The 23,499-nt window shown below is 59.8% G+C and carries 18 protein-coding genes and 1 pseudogene; 2 read left to right on the top strand and 17 right to left on the bottom strand.

What is annotated here, in order from left to right; all coding sequences use genetic code 11:
- Positions 1 to 116 precede the first annotated feature (116 nt).
- A complete protein-coding gene (locus ACESMW_RS01385) occupies positions 117 to 902 on the top strand; it encodes an enoyl-ACP reductase (RefSeq protein ID WP_372985300.1) in 786 nt (261 codons plus the stop codon).
- 245 nt (positions 903 to 1,147) lie between these two features.
- The gene (locus tag ACESMW_RS01380) at positions 1,148 to 2,224 is read left to right on the top strand and encodes a 3-deoxy-7-phosphoheptulonate synthase (protein WP_372985299.1); all 1,077 of its coding nucleotides are present in this window, start codon (positions 1,148 to 1,150) and stop codon (positions 2,222 to 2,224) included.
- Between the two features lie 69 nt (positions 2,225 to 2,293).
- Here the strand turns inward: ACESMW_RS01380 and cobA are convergent.
- The 17 genes and pseudogenes from cobA to asd all read right to left on the bottom strand — a co-directional run.
- Positions 2,294 to 3,046: pseudogene (gene cobA, locus ACESMW_RS01375) on the bottom strand (uroporphyrinogen-III C-methyltransferase); the annotation flags it as partial.
- A gap of 104 nt (positions 3,047 to 3,150) precedes the next feature.
- Positions 3,151 to 4,425 carry a serine--tRNA ligase gene (serS, locus tag ACESMW_RS01370; RefSeq protein WP_372985298.1) on the bottom strand — a complete coding sequence of 425 codons (1,275 nt, stop codon included), beginning with the start codon at positions 4,423 to 4,425 and terminating at the stop codon, positions 3,151 to 3,153.
- 85 nt (positions 4,426 to 4,510) lie between these two features.
- Positions 4,511 to 5,848 (bottom strand): replication-associated recombination protein A, encoded by a 1,338-nt coding sequence (locus tag ACESMW_RS01365; RefSeq protein WP_372985297.1) that lies wholly within the window; start codon positions 5,846 to 5,848, stop codon positions 4,511 to 4,513.
- Complete coding sequence (gene lolA / locus ACESMW_RS01360; protein ID WP_372985296.1) at positions 5,848 to 6,510, bottom strand: outer membrane lipoprotein chaperone LolA; 663 nt, start codon at positions 6,508 to 6,510, stop codon at positions 5,848 to 5,850. The genes ACESMW_RS01365 and lolA overlap by 1 nt, the downstream gene beginning before the upstream one ends.
- 11 nt (positions 6,511 to 6,521) lie before the next feature.
- Positions 6,522 to 9,095: a DNA translocase FtsK gene (locus tag ACESMW_RS01355; RefSeq protein ID WP_372985295.1), complete on the bottom strand. Its 2,574-nt coding sequence runs from the start codon at positions 9,093 to 9,095 to the stop codon at positions 6,522 to 6,524.
- Positions 9,096 to 9,119: 24 nt separating this feature from the next.
- Positions 9,120 to 10,343 (bottom strand): O-succinylhomoserine sulfhydrylase, encoded by a 1,224-nt coding sequence (locus tag ACESMW_RS01350; RefSeq protein ID WP_372985294.1) that lies wholly within the window; start codon positions 10,341 to 10,343, stop codon positions 9,120 to 9,122.
- Positions 10,344 to 10,373: 30 nt separating this feature from the next.
- A complete protein-coding gene (gene purF / locus ACESMW_RS01345; RefSeq protein ID WP_372985293.1) occupies positions 10,374 to 11,897 on the bottom strand; it encodes an amidophosphoribosyltransferase in 1,524 nt (507 codons plus the stop codon).
- Between the two features lie 34 nt (positions 11,898 to 11,931).
- A complete protein-coding gene (locus ACESMW_RS01340) occupies positions 11,932 to 12,510 on the bottom strand; it encodes a CvpA family protein (protein WP_372985292.1) in 579 nt (192 codons plus the stop codon).
- A gap of 91 nt (positions 12,511 to 12,601) precedes the next feature.
- A complete protein-coding gene (locus ACESMW_RS01335; protein ID WP_372985291.1) occupies positions 12,602 to 13,279 on the bottom strand; it encodes an SPOR domain-containing protein in 678 nt (225 codons plus the stop codon).
- A gap of 101 nt (positions 13,280 to 13,380) precedes the next feature.
- Positions 13,381 to 14,700, bottom strand: coding sequence for a bifunctional tetrahydrofolate synthase/dihydrofolate synthase (gene folC, locus ACESMW_RS01330; protein ID WP_372985290.1), 1,320 nt, complete (start codon positions 14,698 to 14,700; stop codon positions 13,381 to 13,383).
- Positions 14,684 to 15,610, bottom strand: coding sequence for an acetyl-CoA carboxylase, carboxyltransferase subunit beta (accD, locus tag ACESMW_RS01325; protein ID WP_372985289.1), 927 nt, complete (start codon positions 15,608 to 15,610; stop codon positions 14,684 to 14,686). The genes folC and accD overlap by 17 nt, the downstream gene beginning before the upstream one ends.
- Positions 15,611 to 15,654: 44 nt before the next feature.
- Positions 15,655 to 16,467, bottom strand: a complete 813-nt coding sequence (gene trpA, locus ACESMW_RS01320; protein WP_372985288.1) for a tryptophan synthase subunit alpha — start codon at positions 16,465 to 16,467, stop codon at positions 15,655 to 15,657.
- 19 nt (positions 16,468 to 16,486) lie between these two features.
- A complete protein-coding gene (gene trpB / locus ACESMW_RS01315; RefSeq protein ID WP_372985367.1) occupies positions 16,487 to 17,683 on the bottom strand; it encodes a tryptophan synthase subunit beta in 1,197 nt (398 codons plus the stop codon).
- A 4-nt stretch (positions 17,684 to 17,687) separates the two neighbouring features.
- Positions 17,688 to 18,317 carry a phosphoribosylanthranilate isomerase gene (locus ACESMW_RS01310; RefSeq protein ID WP_372985287.1) on the bottom strand — a complete coding sequence of 210 codons (630 nt, stop codon included), beginning with the start codon at positions 18,315 to 18,317 and terminating at the stop codon, positions 17,688 to 17,690.
- Positions 18,314 to 19,222, bottom strand: coding sequence for a tRNA pseudouridine(38-40) synthase TruA (truA, locus tag ACESMW_RS01305; RefSeq protein ID WP_372985286.1), 909 nt, complete (start codon positions 19,220 to 19,222; stop codon positions 18,314 to 18,316). Before truA ends, ACESMW_RS01310 begins: the two co-directional genes overlap by 4 nt.
- A gap of 98 nt (positions 19,223 to 19,320) precedes the next feature.
- Positions 19,321 to 22,488, bottom strand: coding sequence for a FimV/HubP family polar landmark protein (locus ACESMW_RS01300; RefSeq protein WP_372985285.1), 3,168 nt, complete (start codon positions 22,486 to 22,488; stop codon positions 19,321 to 19,323).
- A gap of 313 nt (positions 22,489 to 22,801) precedes the next feature.
- Positions 22,802 to 23,499: aspartate-semialdehyde dehydrogenase (gene asd, locus ACESMW_RS01295; protein WP_372985284.1), on the bottom strand; the 698-nt coding region annotated here is incomplete at its 5' end.

Raw genomic sequence — 23,499 nt, 5'->3', positions numbered from 1 at the left:
GCGGCATTGTTCTACCAGACCACCGATGAATCCACCACTACGACCAATTGAGCGTTACTCCCGGAGGCACTGTCGGGGATAATGCTCGAAAATCAGGAACACAGGGAGACACACCCATGGGAATGCTCAGTGGCAAGAAAGCACTGATCGTTGGCGTAGCCAGCAAACACTCTATCGCTTACGGTATCGCTGAATCCTTCGCCCGTGAAGGCGCCGAACTGGCCTTCACCTACCAGAACGAAAAGCTCCAGTCCCGCGTCGAGAAGTTCGCGGACCAGTGGGGCAGCAAGCTGACCTTCCCCTGCGACGTCGCCAGCGACGAAGAAATCGAGAACGTCTTCACCGAGCTGAACAAGCACTGGGACAACATCGACATCATCATCCACGCTGTCGGTTATGCCCCGGCCAACGAGCTGAATGGCAACTACGTGGACGTTACAACCCGCGAGGGCTTCAAGATCGCCCACGACATCAGCTCCTACAGCTTTGTCGCCCTGGCCAAGGGTGCGCGCAAGATGATGCACGAGGGCAGCTCACTGCTTACCCTGAGCTACCTGGGCGCTGAGCGTGTACTGCAGAACTATAACGTGATGGGCCTGGCCAAGGCGTCCCTGGAAGCCAACGTCCGTTACATGGCGGCGAGCCTCGGCAAGGAAGGCATCCGCGTGAACGGCATCTCCGCCGGTCCGATCAAGACCCTCGCCGCCTCCGGCATCGCCAGCTTCCGCCGCATGCTGGCCGAGAACGCCAAACGCGCTCCCCTGCGCCGCAACGTGACCACCGAGGAGGTGGGCAATGCCGCCGCGTTCCTGAGCTCTGACCTGGCCAGTGGTATTACCGGCGAAATCATGTACGTTGATGGCGGTTTCAACATTACCGGCATGGGTGAACTCGAGGAGTGATCCCGGGGTAATTCCAAAAAGACCGGCGCCGATGGTGCCGGTTTTTTTGTTTCCGGGCTGCCGGAAAGCGCGACTGACAAGGGCCACCAAGCGTTGAAAAGGCCCCTCAAATAACGCAGTATAAACAACTCGCCGGGGCTTGCCGTACAAGGCTCCCGACGATATCCATGTTACCAGGTATTCCTCTTATGAGCCGGTCTCAGTTCGGAGGGATATTTCGATCAGAACCGGGGAAGCAGAACAACATGTCGGGTAAGAAACTAGAAGATCTGAATGTGGCCAGCACCGAAACGCTGATTACGCCTGAAGCGCTCAAGAAAGAAATGCCACTGTCAGACAAGGCGGCCGAAACCGTTGCCAACAGCCGTCAAGCCATTTACGACATCATGGACGGCAAGGACCACCGCCTGTTCGTAGTCGTCGGCCCCTGCTCCATCCATGACGTGGAAGCTGCCCGTGACTATGCCCAGCGCCTGAAAAAGCTGGCAGACGAAGTCAGTGACACCCTCCTGATCGTTATGCGTGTCTATTTCGAAAAGCCCCGCACCACCGTTGGCTGGAAGGGCCTGATCAACGACCCACACCTTAACGACACCTTTGACATCGAGCAGGGCCTGCACATCGGTCGTCGGCTGCTGCTTGATATCAACGAGCTTGGCCTGCCGGCTGCGACCGAGGCTCTGGATCCGATCTCGCCGCAGTACCTGCAGGACACCATCGCCTGGTCCGCCATCGGGGCCCGGACCACCGAGTCCCAGACCCACCGGGAGATGAGTAGCGGCCTGTCCATGGCGATCGGTTTCAAGAACGGCACCGACGGCAGCCTCGATGTGGCCGTGAATGCCATGAAATCTGTCTCCCATCCCCACAGTTTCCTGGGCATTGACCAGCAGGGCAAAGTTGCCATTATCCGGACCAAGGGCAACAACTATGGCCACGTGGTTCTGCGTGGCGGTGGCGGCAAGCCCAACTACGACTCCGTAAGCGTGGCGCTGTGTGAGCAGGCCCTGGAGAAGGCCGGCCTGCGCAAATCCATCATGGTGGATTGCAGCCATGCCAACTCCAGCAAGGATCCTGCGATCCAGCCGCTGGTGCTGCAGGACATCACCCACCAGATCCTCGAAGGCAACGCCTCTATCCAGGGCCTGATGGTTGAGAGCAACATCAACTGGGGCAACCAGCCTCTCCCGGAGAATCTCGCCGACCTGAAGTATGGCGTTTCCGTGACCGACGCCTGCATCGACTGGCCGACCACCGAAAAAGCCATCCGCGAGATGCGTGACAAGCTCAAGGATGTACTGCCCAAGCGCAAGGCCGGTTAAGAACGGCACCAACAAAAACGGGGAGCTGATCGCTCCCCGTTTTTATATCTGGTCATGGATCCTCTGATTTCAGAGACCGCCACCAGGCAAGCCTGCCACCCAGTCCAGCTTATCCCGCAGAGACACTACCTGACCGATAATGATCAGGGTCGGCGCCCGTACCTGTTCCGCATCGACACGGCTGACAATTGTCTCAAGCGTTCCAGTTACCACCTGCTGCTCCGGAGTGGTGCCCTTCGAGACCAATGCCACCGGCATCTCCGGTGCCATCCCGTGCACAATCAACTGGCGGGATATGATGGGCAAGCCCACCAGACCCATATAGAACACCAGGGTCTGATTGTTCTGGACAAAGTCCTCCCACGGCAGATCGCAGCTGTCATTCTTCAGATGGCCGGTAATGAAACGCACTGACTGGGCGTGATCCCGGTGTGTCAGGGGGATGCCGGCGTAGGCCGCGCAGCCAGAGGCTGCCGTGATGCCGGGAACTACCTGGAACCGGACTCCGGCTTCAGCCAGAGTTTCGATCTCCTCACCACCCCGACCGAAGATGAACGGATCCCCGCCCTTGAGCCGAACTACCCTGAGCCCTTTGCGTGCCAACTCCACCAGGCGCCGGTTGATCTGTTCCTGGGGCAAGGTGTGGTTCGAGCGCTGCTTGCCGACGTGGATCTTTTCCGCGGAATCCGGAATCAGCGCCAGGATCTCGGGAGACACCAGGCGGTCATAGAGCACCACTTCCGCCGAGCTGATCAGGCGCCAGGCTTTCAGCGTCAACAGCTCGGGATCTCCCGGGCCGGCACCAACCAGAGCCACCTCACCCGCCGAATTGTTCGGGTTGTCGGTGACCGGATTGGCCTTGTAGCGAACCGGTGCAGGTCTGGCACTGATGCCCTCTCCCGGGGACGCTGTTATGCGCTGATCACTCATTGGATCCGGTCAATGCCGCCCATGTAGGGTCGAAGAACTTCAGGCACCACGATGCTGCCATCTTCCTGCTGGTAATTTTCCATCACGGCTATCAGGGCACGACCAACTGCGAGACCGGAACCGTTCAGGGTATGAACCGGCTCCGGCTTGCCGGTTTCCGGATTACGCCAGCGGGCGTGCATACGCCGGGCCTGGAAATCCCGGGTATTGGAACAGGAGGAAATTTCCCGGTATTTGCTCTGGCCCGGCAGCCAGACTTCCAGATCGTAGGTCTTGGCGGCGGAAAAACCCATGTCACCACCGCACAGGGTCACAACCCGGTACGGCAGTTTCAGCAACTGCAGGACTTTCTCGGCGTGACCGGTCAGCACCTCCAGGGCAGCCTCGGAGTCAGACGGACGCACCACGTGCACCAGTTCCACCTTGTCGAACTGGTGCTGGCGAATCATGCCACGGGTATCACGGCCGTAGGAGCCAGCCTCGCTGCGAAAACAGGGAGTATGGCAAACCAGTCGCAGCGGCAACTCGTCCGCATCCAGGATGGTATCGGATACCAGGTTGGTGGCCGGCACCTCGGCGGTCGGAATCAGGTACAGCGGATTCTCGCCCTCGGTCTTGAACAGGTCTTCCTCGAATTTCGGGAGCTGGCCGGTGCCATACAAGGTATCGGCATTGACCAGGTACGGCACGTAGGCCTCGGTGTACCCATGTTCGCCGGTGTGCAGGTCCAGCATGAACTGGGCCAGGGCACGGTGCAGGCGGGCGATCGGACCGCGCATCACGGCAAAACGGGAATGGGCCAGCCGGGAAGCTGTTTCAAAGTCCAGGCCCTTCAGGTTTTCACCCAGGGTGACGTGATCCTTCGGCTCGAAGTCAAAATGCTTCGGTTCGCCCCAGGTGCGAATCTCGACATTATCTTCCTCACTGGCCCCGGCCGGCACATCTTCGTCCGGAAGGTTGGGAATGCCGGCCAGGAAGGCATTGAGCTCTTCCTGCAGACCGCGCAGTTCGTCCTCGGCCTCGGAGCGCTGCTTCTTCAGGCTGTCCACTTCCTCCAGCAACGGCTGGATATCCTCACCGGCAGCCTTGGCCTTGCCGATGGATTTAGAACGCTTGTTCTGCTCGCTCTGCAACGTTTCCGTACGCACCTGAAGGGCACGACGGCGCTCTTCCAGTTGCTCGAAGGTGGCAATATCGAATTCGAAATTCTTGATAGCCAGCCGGCGGGCGATCTCTTCTGTCTGGGTACGGACGCGTTTGGGATCGAGCATGGTAATCCTGATTTTTCCGGTTTGCGTGATGAGTTGAATGACAGGCCATTATACCTGCACAGGCGGCGGTGACCACCGTGGGGCCTCAGGAATAACGCTTGTTCGGGCTTTCGGCGTTGCGGGCATCCAGGCGCTGGCGCTTTTCAGCCAGCTTGATCTCGAGTCCCCGGCTGACCGGTTCGTAGTAACGGCGGGAATGAATGGCTTCAGGCAGGTAGGACTCCCCGGCGGCAAAGGCCTCCGGCTCATCGTGGGCGTAACGGTAACTGTCTCCGTGGCCCATGGACTTGAGCAGCTTGGTTGGCGCGTTCCGAAGATGCGGGGGCACCTCGTAATCCGGATCCTGACGGATGTCGGCCATGCACTGGTTGAACGCCTTATAGACGGCATTGCTCTTGGGTGACAGCGCCAGGTAGGTGACTGCCTGTGCCAGGGCCAACTCCCCTTCCGGGGATCCCAGCCGCTCCTGGGCATCCCAGGCATCCATGCTGAGCTGGAGTGCCCTGGGATCGGCGTTGCCAATATCCTCGCTGGCGATCCGCACCAGCCGGCGGGCCACATACAGCGGGTCGCAGCCGCCGTCGAGCATCCGGCACAGCCAGTACAGCGAACCATCCGGATCCGAACCTCTTACCGACTTGTGCAGGGCCGAGATCTGGTCGTAAAAGACGTCACCACCCTTGTCGAAGCGCCGCAGGCTGGTCTGCATCACCTGCTCGAGTACCGCCTCGGTAATCGTATCGGTGCCATCTTCACCCGGCTCAGCAAGATCGGCGGCCACCTCCAGGATGTTCAGCGCCCGGCGGGCGTCGCCGCCTGAGGCAGAAGCCATGAGTTCCAACACACGGTCGGGAACCGCCAGGCGGCCGGCAAAGCCCTGCTCTGAGCTCAGCGCCCGCTGCAGCAGGACCAGAATGTCAGACTCTTCCAGGTTCTTGAGCACATACATCCGGGTACGTGACAACAGGGCGCTGTTGAGCTCGAAGGAGGGGTTTTCGGTGGTGGCACCCACGAAGATGAAGGTGCCATCCTCGATATGGGGCAGGAAGGCGTCCTGCTGGCTCTTGTTGAAACGGTGAACCTCATCCACGAACAACAGGGTATCACCCCCTTCGCTCTGCTTGCGATTGCGCGCCCGCTCAACCACGGCGCGGATTTCCTTCACGCCGCTCAGCACCGCCGAAATGGTCTCGAAACTGAGGTTGCCCACGTTCGCCAGCAACTGGGCAAAGGTGGTCTTGCCCACTCCGGGTGGCCCCCAGAGGATCATGGAGTGCAACTGGCCCTGCTCTACCGCCCGGCGAAGGGGCTTGCCCGGCCCCACCAGGTGCGCCTGGCCGACATACTCATCCAGGGACCCGGGGCGCATCCGGGCAGCGAGCGGCTGGAACCCGGCAGGCTCGTCGAAAAGGCTGTCCTGCATCAGGCTCCGTCCCGGATAATATCCACGCCGTCGGGATACTCCAGAGTAAAGGCACTGGCATCAACGGCTTCATTCAACCGGATGTCGTCGAAGCTCAGGATGCTGAGCTGGGACAGGGAATCCTCCATCCGCATCTCCTGCAGTTCACCATCGAAGAAGCTCAGACGCAGGGAAGTGAACAGGGAATCCGGGCTACGCGGCTCCAGGGTGAACTCCCGGGTACGATCGCCGATACGACGTTGGGACACCCGGTAGGTCTCATCCAGGTTGTCGACCTCGCCACTGAGCAGCAGAGCCGGCGTGGTCTGCACCCGGTCATCCAGTTTATGGATGGTTACCTGCTCCAGGTCCGGGTCGTAGACCTCCACGGTCTCCCCGTTGCTGACAATGAACTGCGGAAGCGGTGCACTGGTTTCCCAGTAGAACAGTCCAGGGCGCTTGGCCTTCAGTTCACCCTGGGTTTCCTGCACGCGGCTACCATTCTCGTTCACCACAATCTGGATGAAGTCCGCCTGGTAGGACTCATAGCTTTTGAGGATGGACGCGAGCTCCGACGCGGCCTCGCGACTCTGTGCATCGCTCTCCTCGGCGGCCGCTGTGCCCAGGCTGAGTATCAGCCCGATCACTAGGGCAAACGCGACTTTTAACGGGCGTACGGTCATAGGGTTAACTCCTAGTCTCTGGGTGGCGGCGGGGCCAGTACCTCGCGGGCACCGTTATGCCCGGCGGTGCTTACCACTCCCGACGCCTCCATGGCTTCCACCAGGTTCGCAGCCCGGTTATAGCCAATCTTGAATTTACGCTGTACCGAGGAAATGGATACCCGCCTGCCTTCGGTGACAAACGCCACCGCTTCGTCATACAGGGAATCACCTTCGCTGTCGCCGCCACCTTCGCTCAGGGTCGGGACGCCGGGCAGGCTTTCACCTTCCGCGCCATTTAGAACGTCATCCACGTATACTGGTTCCCCACGGGCTTTCCAGGCGCTGACCACCCGGTGGACTTCGTCGTCATCGACAAAGGCGCCATGGACACGAACCGGCAGGCCGGAACCTGGCGGCAGGTAAAGCATGTCACCATGACCCAACAGCTGCTCCGCACCGCCCTGGTCCAGAACAGTCCGGGAATCGATCTTGGACGATACCTGGAAGGACATCCGGGTAGGAATGTTGGCCTTGATGAGGCCGGTAATCACATCCACCGACGGGCGCTGGGTGGCGAGGATCAGGTGGATACCGGCGGCCCGGGCCTTCTGGGCAATACGGGCAATCAGCTCTTCTACCTTCTTGCCAACGATCATCATCATGTCGGCAAACTCGTCAATGACGACGACAATGAATGGCAGGGTTTCGAGTTCCGGCCGGTTCTCCTCGTCGTTTTCGAGATATTCGTCAGGTTTCCACAGGGGATCCAGAAGGGGTTCACCGGCAGCCTGGGCGTCCTTGATCTTGCGGTTGTAACCGGCAATGTTCCGGACCCCAAGGTTGGCCATCAGCTTGTAGCGGCGTTCCATCTCGGCCACGCACCAGCGCAGGGCGTTGGCGGCTTCCTTCATGTCGGTCACCACCGGGGCAAGCAGATGGGGAATGCCGTCATAGATGCTGAGTTCCAGCATCTTCGGATCCACCATGATGAAACGCACTTCCTCGGGCGTGGCCTTGAGCAGCATGCTAAGGAGCATCGCGTTAACGCCCACGGATTTACCGGAACCGGTGGTACCGGCCACCAGCAGGTGGGGCATCTTGGCAAGGTTGGCCACCACCGGATTACCACCAATGTCGTTGCCCAGGGCCAGGGTCAGCGGCGATGAGCTTTCCTTGAATACCCGGGCGCCGAGTACCTCGGAGAGGCGAACCATTTCCCGTTCCTCGTTCGGAATCTCGATACCGACGACGGACTTGCCGGGAATGACTTCCACCACCCGTACGCTCAGCACCGCCAGGGAGCGTGCAAGATCCTTGGCCAGGTTGGAGATCTTGCTCACCTTGACGCCGGGGGCGGGCTTGATCTCGAACCGGGTGATCACCGGGCCGGGGTTGACCTCGACCACCTCGACCGAGACCCCGAAATCAGCCAGTTTCTCTTCAAGCAGACGGGACATATGCTCCAGCGATTCCTCGGAGTAGCCTTTCTCCTTATGCTCCTCGGGAGGATCCAGCAGGGTCAGCGGGGGAATCGGGCTTTCGATATCCTCCAGCAGGGATCCCTGGCCCGGCTTCCTGCCCTTATCCGACTTCGACTGATCCTCTTTCTTGAACGGGGAGATCTTGAAGGATCGGGAGGCAGGCTGCGCCTCCGCTTTTACTGCCTTGGCCTTGGGTTCGGGCTTGTCGTTAACATCCCGTGCACTGAAATTTTCCAGCCGTGCCGGCTCTGCCGGTTCGGAGGCACTCAGACCATCGAGCCCCGGCTCCCTGCGCTGGGCCGGCGCCGCAGTTTTCGGCTTGCGGGGCCCGAGGCCCGGCAAACGGTGCCACCAACGGCCCTTCTTGCCCCCGGCAGGCTCGCTTTTACTTTCGACCCGGTCATTCACGATGGGCGGTTCTTTCTTGGGAGCCTCCGGCGCTTTTTGCTCGGCCCTGGGGTTCGCCGGCTTATCGCCGCTGGATGTGAACAGACCCTTGAGGAACTGTCCGAAACGCAGGGTCATAGCACCGACCTGATCCATCAGCCAGAACCAGGACAGGCCCGTGGTCACCGTGAGCGCAAACAGGAAAATCGCGATCAGAAGGAGCGTCGTTGCCGGCAGGTTGAAGAACCGGACCATCGCTTCGGACACCGCCGTGCCCAGCACACCGCCCGAGGACACGCCAAGCCCGAAAACCGAATACAGGGACAGCAGGCTGGTCGCAGACAGCAGAATCAGGAGGAATCCGCCAAAGCGCATCAGGAATAGTGGCCAGTGCAGATCCAGCGATTCATTACGGCGCCGGACCAGCATGATCGCGTAGCCGGCAATCATCACCGGGAAGAGATAGGCCATGTGGCCAAAGAAATCCATGAACAGGCTCGCCAGCCAGGCGCCTGTGCGCCCAGCGTAGTTGCGGACCGAGGTGTCATGCCCGATGCTCGCCCAGCCCGGATCACCCGGGGTAAAGGTGACCAGGGCCATGGCCAGGTAGATTGCCAGGGCAATCAGCGCAATAACGGCGCCCTCGCGCGCGCCCTGTGCGGCAAGACGGCGAAAACGCTGCTGCTTTTCCGTAAGTTCCGGGGATGCTTTCTTAGCTTTTGCGGTTTCGGCCATGAATGCTCTGACGTGTCCGTTACTTTAACTGCCCAGGGCGTCGAAGCCTCGCATCAGATCTGTCTTCAGATCCTCGACGTCCTCAATGCCGACCGACAATCGGATCAGGTTTTCGGTAATACCTGCATGATCCTTATCCTCGGGCGACAAGCGGCCATGAGTCGTGGTTGCCGGATGGGTAATGGTTGTCTTCACATCCCCGAGGTTGGCGGTAATGGAGATCATCCGCGTAGCGTCGATAAAACGCCAGGCCTCTTCGCGACCACCTTTGACGCGGAACGAAAGTACCCCGCCGAAGCCTTTTTGCTGCTTCTTTGCCAACTCATGCTGGGGATGGCTCTGCAGACCCGCGTAATACACGGATTCGACTGCATTTTGCTGCTCCAGCCACAATGCCAACTGTAACGCATTGTCGCAATGGGCGCGCATACGGATTGGTAACGTTTCCAGACCCTTATGGAAAACCCAGGCATTGAACGGGCTCATGGTCGGGCCTGCGGAACGCAGGAATCCGTAAACCTCTTCCATCAGCTTGTCCGGACCGACCACGACGCCGCCAACACAGCGGCCCTGGCCATCCAGATACTTGGTGGCGGAATGGATGACGATATCCGCGCCGTGTTCCAGCGGGCGCTGCAGAACCGGTGTGCAGAAGCAGTTATCCACCACCAGCAGCGCGTCACTGGCCCGGGCAAGCCTGGACAACTCCTCCAGATCCGCCACTTCACACAGGGGATTGGACGGGGTTTCCAGGAACAACATGCGGGTTTCCGGGCGAATCGCCTGCTGCCACTCCGCGTAATTGGTCAGGCTGACAAAGGTGGTCTCCACCCCGAACCGGGCCAGGTACTTCTGGAACAGCACGTTGGTGGTTCCGAACACACCCCGGGAGCAGATGACGTGGTCACCGCTCTTGAGCAGCGCAATGCAGGTGCTCAGAATCGCAGCCATGCCGGACGCCGTGGCCACGGCACGTTCGCCACCTTCCATCGCTGCGATCCGGCCCTCGAACGCCTGCACGGTCGGATTGGTAAACCGGGAGTAGATATTGCCCGGTTCCTCGCCGCCAAACCGGGCGGCCGCCTGGGCGGCACTGCCATAGACGAAGCTGGAGGTGGGAAAAATCGCGTCGCTGTGTTCCAGCTGATCGGTTCGGATCTGCCCTGCCCTCACGGCCAGGGTATCCACGGACATACCCTCGAGATCCGATTCCGGAATCTGGACGGTTTCTTCTCTGCGAAAGGTCATGGGCGTCTCCTGGCCAGGGTTTCCGGACAATCAGTCTTCATCGTTGTGAAGATCGATAATACCGTTGTCGGACGAGTCACCGCCGGAGTTGCCGCGTGATTCGTCCTTACGGAGGTCCTCAAGCTTATCCAGGTAGGCCCGATCGACGTCACCGGTGACGTAGTTGCCGGTAAAGACGGAACATTCCCAGCCTCCAATCTGGTCATTCACATCGCTGACACAGGTAATCAGATCTTCCAGGTCCTGGTACAGCAGCCAGTCGGCGCCGATCAGCTCCCGGATCTCCTCAATGGTGCGATCGTGGGCAATCAGCTCACTGGCGGATGGCATATCGATGCCGTACACATTCGGATAACGCACGGGGGGCGCCGCGGAGGCAAAATAGACGTTCCTGGCGCCGGCATCCCGGGCCATCTGGACGATTTCCTTGCAGGTGGTACCGCGGACGATGGAATCGTCCACCAACATCACATTCTTGCCACGGAACTCCAGGTCGATCGGGTTCAGCTTCTGGCGGACCGACTTCTTACGCATCTTCTGGCCCGGCATGATGAAGGTCCGGCCGATGTAGCGGTTCTTGATGAAACCTTCGCGGAATTTGACGCCGAGACGGTGGGCCATCTGCATCGCCGAGGTACGGCTGGTGTCCGGGATGGGGATAACCACGTCAATATCGTGATCGGGACGCTCCCGCAGGATTTTTTCCGCCAGCGTTTCACCCATGCGCAGGCGGGCCTTGTAGACGGAAACCTTGTCGATGATGGAATCCGGACGGGCAAAATAGACGTGCTCGAAAATGCAGGGATAAAGATGAGCTTCATCGGCACACTGCTGGGTGTAGAGAGTGCCATCGGTCTCGATATACACCGCCTCACCCGGCGCGATATCCCGGACCAGCTTGAAGCCCGCGGCGCTCAGCGCCACGCTCTCGGAGGCAATCATGTATTCCTTGCCACCATCCTCGGTATCGCGCACCCCGTAACACGCCGGACGGATCCCGTTGGGATCCCGGAAACCAATAATCCCGTAACCGGTGATCATGGCAATCACCGCATAGGCGCCACGGCAGCGCTTGTGCACCGCCTTGACCGCGTAGAAGATCTCGTCCTTCGTCGGCGTCAGCTTGCCCAGCTTCTGCAGCTCGTGGGCGAACACGTTGAGCAGCACTTCCGAATCGGAATTGGTATTGATATGGCGAAGGTCGGTGCGGAACAGATCCCGTGCCAGCTCATCGGCGTTGGTCAGGTTGCCGTTGTGCGCCAGGGTGATGCCATAGGGGCTGTTGACATAGAACGGCTGGGCCTCGGCAGAACTGGAGGTGCCGGCAGTGGGATAGCGAACATGGCCGATCCCGACATTGCCAACAAGGCGACGCATGTGACGGGTGTGGAAGACATCCCGCACCAGTCCGTTGTCCTTACGCAGGTAAAACCGCTCGTCCTGAAAGGTAACAATGCCCGCCGCGTCCTGGCCCCGGTGCTGAAGTACAGTCAGCGCATCATAGAGCGACTGATTGACGTTGGAAGTACTGACGATGCCGACAATGCCACACATGGATAGGATCTTCTCCGAGTGTTAATACTGAATGTTAACGGGACGCGGACCTGGGTTCCACGTCTTCTTTTCCCTGACTTGCCTCCGGAGCTTCCGGTCGGGCCTCGCCCTCCCCTGCCGGCTCCAGAAAACGGGCGAACTCATCGCCGAAGGTGCGCCGTGACCAGTCCTCCACCACGGCGAGCCTGTTGATCATCACGGACTCCCGCCACCAGGTGTCCTGGGCCAGCGGGGTGTAACGGGTGAAGGCAATCCCGACAATCACCACCACCACGCCCCTGAGCAGGCCGAAGCCCATGCCGAGTACCCGGTCCGTTGCCGACAGCCCGGTGACACGAACCAGATGGCCGATCATGTTATTGATGATGGCTCCGACAATCAGGGTACCAAAGAACAGGATTGCAAACGCCGCAATCAGACGCACCAGAGGCGTCTCGACGGTGCTCTCCAAAAGGGTTTGCATCTGCGGGTGGAAAGTCCTGGCCAGGATGAAAGCGGCAATCCAGGTGACCAGTGACAGGGCTTCCTTGACGAATCCACGCTTGAGACTGATCAGCGTGGAAACCGCAATGAGGACAATAATGACCCAGTCAATCCAGATCAGCGATTCCATGAAAAACCCGGCAGAGAAAAGAAAGCGCGAATTCTATCAGGAATCGCAGCGCCACCAAACTGCACGACGCTCATAATCCGGGATCAACACGCTATTTATCACCCTCGGTGACCAGACTGTTCAGGTTGAACGCGTCGTCCAGCACTCGCTTGGCAGCCTCGGCTTCCGATTTGCTGGCAACGGGACCGCTGAATACCCGCGTCAGGACCGTGTCACCGCGGGTCAGCTCCTGAAGATGGGAGCCGTAACCCTTCTCCCGGACCTGGTCCCTGAGCCTGCGGGCATTGTCCGGGTTACCGAAACTGCCCAGCTGGACCACCCAGGCGCCTTCGAGGGAGCGGGTATATTCCGCGTTCGCCGGCTCCTCGGACGCGGCGGGCTGCACATCAGCCGTACCATCGACCTGCTGATCCGCACCGGCACTCTCGGTAGAGCTGTCCTCCGTTGCCGGCTGCGACGCCGAAACGGCTTCCTCATCCTCGATCACCCGGTAACCTGCAGACTGCTCGGCCTCGGCGGGCGCCGTTTGTGCGGACTGCTCAACCTGCGAGGTTGTTTCAGGTGCGGTCGATTCCTCGATTTCATAAACGGGCGCCTCCGGAATCTCTTCCGAGGGGGCGTTCACTTCCGGGAACGGAGGCTCTTCCGGAATCTGGATGGGGGTGGAGGTGCGCTCGGAATGAGGCTCATCGAAAATCATTGGCACAAAGATAACCGCCAGTGACACGAGAACCAGTGCCCCGATGATCCTTTGTTTCAGTCCGTCCACGCTGCCACTCCCTAACCGTTCCTGTACAGTTTATTGCTAACGCCGATACTAAACGGCTGTTTCCGATAACTCAAAGCCGGAACACCTGCCATGGACAAAGTTTAAGCTCTGTCGCCCTGAAGGACATCCCGGGCTTCGGCAACGGTGAAGAAAGATCCGAATACGATCACAAGCCCCTCACGGCCGGCAGACTCCCTGGCCGCGGCAATGGCCGCCGCTACTGATTCGCACTGTTTCAATCCGGTCACGCCGGCGCGCCGGACCCGGTCGGTCAGGGTAACGACATCCAGCCCCCTGGGAACGTCCAGGGGCGCGAGGAACCACTCATCCACAACGGAAGCCATGGCGCCGGAGACACCCTCCACATCCTTGTCAGCAAGAGCCCCATAGACGGCAACCACCCGTTGGTCTGCGTGACGCAGGGAAGCCAGCCGGTCGGCAAGCCAGGTTGCCGCGTGGGGATTGTGGCCCACATCCACCAGGGTCACGGGGTGGTTGGCGAGTTGCTCAAACCGGCCGGGAACCGACAGCCCCATCAGTGTGGCTTCAATCTTTGCAATGCTCAGCTCCGGCGCCAGGTTCCGGATGGCCACCACAGCCGCCGCTACGCTCTTCACTGGCAGTGGGCCGGCGGGAAAACGGATTGTCTCGCCCCGGTACTCCAGATGGACCTTGGCGGAATCGCCGGTGGCACCGTCCTCGGGCAGTCGGAGCTGGTAATCCCGGCCAAACAGATCGAGAGCCACCTTTTGCGCGGAAACCTGCTGTAACACCGACCTGGGGGCATCCTCATCGGCATATACCGCCGGAATGCCCGGCCGCAGGATCCCGGCTTTCTCAAAGCCGATCACTTCGCGGTCATTTCCGAGGAAGGCTACGTGATCGATATCCACCGAGGTGATGATGGCAAGGTCCGCATCGAGCACGTTGACCGCGTCCAGCCGCCCGCCGAGTCCCACCTCAAGCACCCAATCCTCCACGCCGGCCTCGGCAAAGGCCACAAACGCCGCCAGGGTGCCGAATTCGAAATAGGTCAGCGTGGTATTGCCCCGGGCCTGCTCCACCGCCTCGAAGGCACGGACCAATGCCTCGTCGCTGATCTCGGAGCCATCTATGCGGACGCGCTCGTTGTAGCGATGCAGGTGCGGGGAGGTATAAGCCCCGGTTGTGCGCCCGGCAGAACGCAACAGGGCCTCGATGGCCGCCACTGCACTGCCTTTCCCGTTGGTGCCAGCGACGGTAATGATCCGGCCCCGGGGTTTGCGGGGAAACAGCCGGCGCAGGACCAGCAGGACCCGGTCAAGACCCAGATCTATTTCGGAGGGATGGATGGATTCCAGGTAGGAAAGCCACTGATCGGGCGAGGCATTGGCCCCCGGCGCGGCCGGGGGCTTGCCATTGGTGTTACTGCTCGGCGGCATCGTTTTCGGGCTTTTCAGACACTTCGAATTCGATGGGTTCTTCGGTACCGGGCTTTTCATCTGCAGTGAACTTGGCAAGAAGGTGTGCGCAACGCTCCCGCAGTTGGTGGCGGTGGAGAATCATGTCGATGGCACCGTGCTCCAGCAGGAATTCACTGCGCTGGAAACCTTCCGGCAGCTTTTCACGGACCGTCTGTTCGATCACCCGCGGGCCGGCGAAACCGATCAGTGCATTGGGCTCGGCAATGTTGAGATCGCCCAGCATGGCCAGACTCGCGGATACTCCACCGAACACCGGATCGGTCATCACGGAAATGTAGGGAATGCCTTCCTGCTTCATCCGCTCAAGAACGGCTGCGGTCTTGGACATCTGCATCAGCGACAGGATCGCTTCCTGCATCCGGGCACCGCCACTGGCGGAGAAGCACACCAGCGGAATACGATCGCGCAAGGCAACATTGGCCGCCTGCACGAACTTCTCACCTACAACCTGGCCCATGGAGCCGCCCAGGAAGTTGAACTCGAAGGAGCAGGCCACCAGGGGAACCCCCAGGGTCGTGCCCTTCATGGCGATCAGGGCGTCTTTTTCGCCGGTGCCCTTCTGGGCCTGGGAGAGGCGATCCTTGTAACGCTTGCTGTCCTTGAACTTGAGGCGGTCCCAGGGCTCCAGATCCGCTGCGATTTCCTCACGGCCGTCTTCGTCGAGGAAGATGTCCAGTCGACGACGCGCGCTCACCCGCATGTGATGGTTACATTTGGGGCAAACATCCAGATTCTTCTCAAGTTCCGGCTTGTAGAGAAAGGCTCCGCACTTTGGGCACTTCTTCCAGAGCCCCTCGGGGACCCCGGTTCTCTGCTTGGATTCCGAGCGGATCTTGCTCGGCATGATTTTGTCCAGCCAGTTACTCATGATTCAATCCTGTCCTGTGAGGCCTGCCTGCCCTCGGCCTCCGGTCAGGAGGCCAGGCTGTCCAGTGCTTCGCGCATCGGGTGGAGCAGATCCGTCAGGGCCCGCTTGAGCTCTTCCGTATCTGCCTGATTTCTGGCTATTGTATCGACCAGCACACTGCCAACAATTACACCATCGGATACCCGACCAACGGCAGCGGCTGTTTCCGCGTCACGGATGCCAAACCCGACGCCGACCGGCAAGGCCGTCATCTCGTGAATATGGGCGACCTTCTCGGCTACTTCATCGACATTGATTTTAGCTGCACCGGTCACGCCCTTGAATGAAACATAGTACACATAGCCGGAAGAGTGCTCGGCAATAGCCCGGATTCGCTCGTCAACGGTGGTCGGTGCCAGCAGGAAAATCGCGTCGAGCTTGCGCTTGGTGAACAGCGGCGCCACGTCATCCGCCTCTTCCGGCGGCAGATCAACCGTGAGAATGCCATCCACACCAGCATCCGCTGCCGCTTCGGCGAAAGCTTCGTAACCCATGGCTTCCATGGGGTTTAGATACCCCATCAGGACCACCGGGGTCTTGTCATCCTGCTTCCGAAACTCCTTGACCATGCCGATGACCTGGCGCAACGAGGTTCCGTGCTTGAGGGACCGTTCGCAAGCCTGCTGGATGACCGGACCATCCGCCATCGGGTCGGAGAATGGCACACCAAGCTCAATGACATCCGCGCCGGCACTGACCAGCGTGTGCATCAGATCCACCGTCACATCCGGGTGAGGATCACCGGCAGTGATATAGGGAATCAGCGCTTTGCGATTCTGGTCCTTCAGGGCCTTCATTACCCCTTGAATTCGGCTCATGCCAGTTTCCGTCCTTTCATCAGATCTCGATACCATCAAGCTGGGCGATGGTGTGAATGTCTTTGTCACCCCGGCCGGAAATGTTGATGACCAGCATCTGGTCCTTGTCCATTTCCGCCGCTTTCTTGACGCCGTAAGCCACCGCGTGGGCCGTCTCCAGTGCGGGCATGATGCCCTCTACCCGGGTCAGCATACGGAAGCCGTCCAGCGCCTCGTTGTCGGTTACCGACACGTAGTTGGCGCGGCCGATATCCTTGAGCCACGAATGCTCTGGCCCGACCCCGGGATAATCCAGGCCCGCACTCACTGAATGGGTGCTGGCAATCTGGCCGTTCTCGTCTTCCATCAGGTAGGTGCGGTTACCGTGCAGGACGCCCGGGCGCCCGGCACACAGGGGTGCGGCGTGCTGCCCGGTCTCGATACCCAGGCCGCCGGCCTCAACGCCATACATTTCTACATTCTCATCCCCGAGGAACGGGTAGAACATGCCGATGGCGTTCGATCCGCCACCCACACAGGCCACCAGCGCATCCGGCAGCTTACCGGTCTTTTCCAGGGCCTGACGGCGGGTTTCACGACCGATCACTGACTGGAAATCCCGCACCAGAAGCGGATAAGGATGTGGGCCGGCCACGGTGCCAATGATGTAGAAGGTATCGTCCACATGGGAAACCCAGTCGCGCATGGCGTCGTTCATGGCATCTTTCAGGGTCCGGGTGCCGCCTTCGACAGCGTGGACCTGGGCCCCCAGGAGCTTCATGCGATACACATTCAGGGACTGGCGCTGGACATCTTCCGCGCCCATGAACACATGGCATTCCAGACCCAGGCGGGCACATACCGTGGCAGTGGCAACACCGTGCTGGCCCGCGCCGGTCTCGGCAATGATCCGCTTCTTGCCGAGGAAGCTGGCAAGAAGCGCCTGACCGATGGTGTTGTTCACCTTGTGAGCGCCGGTGTGGTTCAGGTCTTCCCGCTTGAGCCAGATCTGCGCTCCGCCGGTCTCCCGGGTCAGACGCTCTGCGAAGTAAAGCGGGCTCGGGCGACCGACATAGTCCGCCAGATCCGCGTCAAATTTGGCCTGGAACTCGGGATCCTTCTTCATTCGAAGGTATTCCTTCTCCAGGGTCATCAGCGAATCCATCAGGGTTTCAGAAACAAACCGTCCGCCGTAGGCACCGAAGTGACCCCGTGCATCGGGAAGTGCGCTCAGCATTTCTTCAGTCAGTTTTACAGACACGGTGAACCTCTTTAATGAAGTCGGAAATTTTCTGGATGTCCTTGATGCCTTTACTGCGTTCGACGCCGCCACTGACATCTACGGCCCAGGGTTTCACCTGTGTTACGGCGCGGGATACGTTATCAGATGATAACCCACCGGCCAATACAAGTGGCATGGGGCGGCTTTCAGGGATCAGTTGCCAGTTGAAGGACTGCCCTGTACCCCCGTATCTATCCGGATCCCAGGCATCCACCAGCAAGCCGGCGGCGTCCCGGTAGTCCTGGAACGCGGTCTCGATCTGCCCTTCCTCGCGGACCCGGATGGCCTTGATCCAGCGCCTGCCGAAGCTGCGACAGAACTCCGGCGTTTCGTCGCCATGAAACTGGAGCAGATCCAGGGGCACCTCGGACAACACCTGCTCGACAAACTCGGGCTCCGGATTCACAAACAACCCGACTGCCTGCACAAAGGGCGGGATGTCACGGATCAGAGCAGCGGCGTGCCCGGGGGAAACCGAGCGCGGACTGGGTTCATAGAACACGAATCCGAGGGCATCCGCACCACAACTGATGGCTGCCGATACATCCTCGGGGCGGGTCAGGCCACAAATCTTGACTCTTGTGCTCATAGCTTCGGCATCGGCTTTTTCGGATGAATGTGAGTTGGTTCGATCGGGTGATTGTCGTCCCGTTGGAACCAGGGGCGAACAAAACCCGGGCCACATTCGGCCCTCGGGATTCCGTAACCCGCAGGATAACCCACATCCACCAGGTAAAGCCCGTCAGGAGGTGCAGTCACGCCGGCCACGGTCCGGTCCCGCTCGTTAAGGATCGAAGCAATCCAGTCCACGGATTCCTTGCCATTACCGACCGCCATCAGGGCCCCGGCAATGTTACGCACCATGTGGTGCAGGAAAGCGTTGGCCTGAATATCTATTACGACAAAATCCCCCTTACGGGTTACCGAAATCCGCTCGAGAAAGCGAACGGGCGTGCGGGACTGGCACCCGGCGGCGCGGAAAGATGAAAAATCATGCTCACCAACCAGAGCCTGGGCAGCCTTATGCATCCTGTCCGAATCCAGGGGACGGAAGGTCCAGCTGACCTGGCCCCGCAGGATTCCCGGGCGAACCGCGTGGTTGTAGATCACATAACGGTAACGGCGATAGATTGCCGAGAAGCGTGCGTGGAAATCCTCCGCGCCCTGCCCCGCCCAATGGACGGAGATATCCTCCGGGAGAGCGGTATTGATTCCCATCACCCATGAGCGCAGATTGCGGATTGACGGCGTCTCGAAATGAACAATCTGGTAACTGGCGTGAACACCAGCATCGGTACGGCCGGCACAAACCAGGTCTACCGGATGGTTTGCCACCTTGGCGACCGCTTTCGAAAGCTCTCCTTCAACCGACCGCACACCGGATTTCTGCATCTGCCAGCCATGAAAGCCCCGGCCATCGTATTCAAAGGCCAGGACCACCCGGCCGTCACCAATTGCGTTGTCTGTGGTCAGTTGCTGTGCTTCGAGGAACAAGGGGAAGTCCGAAAAGGTCTTGCTGTAAAAACAAAGCGCCGGCGTTATCCCGTGAACCGGGGCCGGCGCTCGTCACCTGAAGGCTTGATTATAACGGATCAGGACAGATTTTTAAGGAGATCCTGCGCTTCCGCCTTCTGGGCATCATCACCCTCCAGTGCCACTTCCTCCAGGATATCCCGGGCTCCGTCGCTGTCACCCATCTCGATGTACGCGCGAGCCAGGTCCAGCTTGGTCGCTGCTTCATCGGTGCCGGCCAGGAAGTCGAAGTCGTCGTCTTCGCCAAGCTCGGACTCATCAATATCGACAGGTGCAGGCCGATCTGCCTTCTCGTTTGCCACCGGAATATCCTCTTCTGCAGCTTCATCAGTGGCAGGCGCTTCCTGCTCCGCCAGGGTGCCCAGATCTTCCAATTCCTCGGTCTCGGCAACTTCCTGTTCGGGGCTGGGCTCCTCGCCCTCTCCCATCACGTCGCCTTCGCCGAGGGTGTCTTCAAGACCCAGCTCCTCGTCGAGTGATGCAGGCACTTCCTCACCGTGGTTGGTGGTATCGGCGGGATCGGAGAACTCCTCCATCAGGGCGAGATCCTCGTCAGAGACATCCAGCTCCAGATCATCCAGTGAAGACTCTTCGATCTCATCACCGCCAAGCTCGTCCTCGCCTGCGACCTTGTCGAGTTCAGCATCCAGCTCATCCAGGAACGACTCGTCGAGACCGCTGAGCTCAGACTCCACTTCTTCGCCTTTCGCATCTGCCGGCTTGCCGGAATCGTCCTCCAGCTCCAGGGAGAACTCATCGCTCTGGCTTTCCTTTGACTCCTCGGCAGGCTCTTCCAGATCCATTTCAAGAGAGGAGAAATCGGTCTCTTCGCTCTGCGCTTCCGGCTCGCCTTCATCTTCCGTCTCAAGGGAGGACAGATCGAACTCGATCATGTCGTCCGGGGTACCGGCGGGCTCGGACTCAGTCTCCGCAGCATCTTCGGATTTTTTCTCAACCTGTTCGACGTCGCTCAGGTCGAATTCTGCAAATTCGGTATCGAAATCGCCAAACTCGTTTTCAACCTGTTCTTCTTTAGACGCATCGTACTGATCTGCCAGGAGCTCGTCGGAGACTTCCGCCTCCGCGGACGCTTCGCTTGACGCGTCTTCCTGAGCGGTGCTGAAGGAATCGGAACGAAGCTGTGACTCAAGGTCATCAATGCTCGGGACCGACTCCGCCTCCTCGAGACGACTGCGGAGGGCATTGGCCTCGGCCAGCGCATCCTCATCCTCGAAGGCTTCGATCTCTCCAAACTGCTTTTCGAAGCCCTGGCGATCCTGGCTGTCAGCGTAAAGAGCCAGCAGCTTCAGGCGCAGATCGGTACGGCTCGGCTCCCGCGAAATCGCGGTTTCCAGGGTCTGTACCGCCTGATCAGTCTGACCGTAGGCAACATAGCGGTCAGCCTCAGCCAGCGCATCAGCAGCTTCCGGAGCCTTGGCTTCATCCTCACCAAGGTCAACTTCGAAAGAATCGGACTCGCCCTCGGAATCTGCGTTGAGCTCGTCATAGAACTCTTTTTCCCGATTGGCATTCCGGCGTGCCAGCAGAAGCAGGAGCAGCAGCAGAAGAATCAGGCCGCCGCCCAAGGCGATCTGGTACATCGGATTGTTGACGATCATGTCAATGATATTGCCGGGGAAGGCTTTCTGTGGCGCGGGGGGCTGCTGGGCAGCTTGGGTCTGCTGCTGTGCAGGGGCAGCCGCGGCTCCCTCTTCTTCAGGCTCCTGGCCGCCAGTAGCGACGTCATCACCTGCGGCTGTTGCATCCGCAGGCTCCGCGCCGGTGATCGCCGCGTCGACTGCGGCCTGGTCAGTTGTGGCTTCATCCGTTGCGCCGGCAACATCGGCTTCCTGAGCCGTATCGCCAGAACCTTCCTCAGCTGCCATTTCGGTTTCGGTCATGGCGGCGCCCTGCTCCGCTTCATCAGCGGCTGGCTCGGAGCCGGCCTCAGGAGCAGCAGTTTCGGACATGTCGTCCGTGCCAATTTCTTCAGACCCGGATTCGGCGGCATCCTCAGTGGACGCGGTTGCAGCCGCCTCGCCTTCATCAGGCGCTCCGGCTTCGCCCGCCACCGGTTCAGCATCGCCCTCTCCGGCCATCTGCTGCATATCGGCAAGCTGACTGTTCTTGAGCTCAAGCAGGCGCTGGAGGGTCTCAACCTGATCCTGCAGATCTTCAACGCGACTGTTCAGTTCTGTATTCTCACGGCGGGCACTCTCCAGCTCTTCCATGGCAATGGCCTCGCCGGCATCCACTCCGCCGGGCAGATCACTGTCACCGCCGGCGGAACCGCCCTCGGTGGTATCCCGGGAGTCATTATCATCGGCCGCCAGAAGCTTCAGCTCAGCCTCTCCACCACCCGTTGCAGCTTGCTCGGTTGGCTGCGCCTGCTGGGGAGTCGGGGTGGCATCCACCGTGCGTTGGGGAGACTCGAATTCCTGATTCTGCTGACTGACGATGCGCGTAGCTTCAGCCCGGGTACGGCTCTGGATTTGGTCCCTGGTGGGTACCCGGAGCACTTCACCGCGCTTCAGGCGATTGATATTGCCACCGATGAAGGCGTCCGGATTGAGATCCTGGATGGCCAGCATGACCTGTTGCATGGACATGCTGTTATCGGGACGGACCCGTTGGGCGATTGTCCAGAGGGTATCCGAGGGACCGGTGGGGCCAAAGGTATCTGCGGAATAGCCACGACCGAGTGAGCTTTCCGCCTCGGCCTGGCGCCTGATGGATTCGCTGCTACGGGTCGGCTGAGCGGCAGGCTCTGAGGTACGCGTGGTTGAGCCCGGTGCAGCTACCTGTTCACGGACGCCGGAATCTTCGGCGTACACGGGTGGATCAACCAGCACCGCGTATTCACGCATCAGGCGGCCATTCGGCCAGCTCAGCTCCAGAAGGAAGTTCAGGTACGGTTCGCGCAGGGGCTCCCGGGAGGAGACATTGACCACGAGATTACCGTCAGTGCCGGTCACAATCTCAAAACGGAGCTTGCTGAGAAACTGGTTGCGATCCAGCCCCACACGCTCATAGGCGGTATCCGAAGCAATATTGACCAGAACATCGCCAGGGCTCACTCCCCGACTCTGGGGCAGAACGATCTCCGCATCCAGCGGCTCATTCAGATAGGACTGAAGTTCGATTTCTCCCAGCCCAAGGGCCTGTGCAACGCCGGAACCGAGCCCTCCTGCCAGAGCCAGGGCAACCGCAAGCTTGCGTACCTTCATGCTTTTTCCTTTCCAGTCTCCGTTATTCGTTACTGCTTTTTTCAAAACAGAATCGGATGAGGTTGGATGACTTCCGTCTGGATAATTTTCGTTATTATGCCGCGAGTTTAATATTCAATTTTGCAAGTATTGTTGATAAAGCCTCGTTTATCAATCAATCAGCCGCACTCCTTGCAGCACTTTTTTATCTTCAAGCCGGAACCCCCTAGGTTCCCTGAAAATAACAGGGGCGGAGGCCGAAATCAGCCTCCGCCCCCAACCGGTTTTCTGAAACCGGACACAGTTGGCATTAATTACCCCTGTGTAACACTTCTTAACGCTCCTGAAGGACCCGGAGCATGCGGCGCAGCGGCTCTGCAGCGCCCCACAGCAGCTGGTCGCCTACGGTAAACGCGGAGATGTACTCCGGACCCATGGCCAGCTTGCGGATTCGCCCGATGGGGATGCTGAGTGTACCGGTCACTTTCGCCGGTGTCAGTTCTTCCATGGTCGCATCCCGGTCGTTCGGGATCACCTTCACCCAGTCATTGGCCTTGGCCAGAATTCCCTCAATCTCGGATACGGAGAGGTCCTTCTTGAGCTTGATGGTCAGCGCCTGACTATGGGAACGCATGGCACCGATACGGACACAGATACCGTCGATGGGAATCGGGTTATCACTGCGACCGAGGATCTTGTTGGTCTCGACGCCCGCTTTCCACTCTTCCTTGCTCATGCCGTTATCGAGCTGCTTGTCGATGAACGGAATCAGGCTGCCCGCCAGAGGCACACCGAAGTTCTCGGTGGGGAAATCGCCGGAGCGCATGGTGTCCGTCACCTTGCGGTCGATTTCCAGGATGGCGGAGGAAGGATCGTCCAGCTCGGACTTCACGGCGCTGTTGAGTGCACCCATCTGGTTCAGCAGCTCCCGCATGTGCTTGGCGCCAGAGCCGGAAGCGGCCTGATAAGTCATGGGAGATACCCACTCGATCAGATCCTGCTCGAACAGTCCGCCCAGGGCCAGCATCATCA

Source organism: Marinobacter sp. (genome assembly GCF_041690455.1).
Classification (GTDB): Bacteria; Pseudomonadota; Gammaproteobacteria; order Pseudomonadales; family Oleiphilaceae; genus Marinobacter.
The sequence above is the reverse complement of the archived record's forward strand: the minus strand, read 5'-3'. Positions and strand labels throughout refer to the sequence as shown.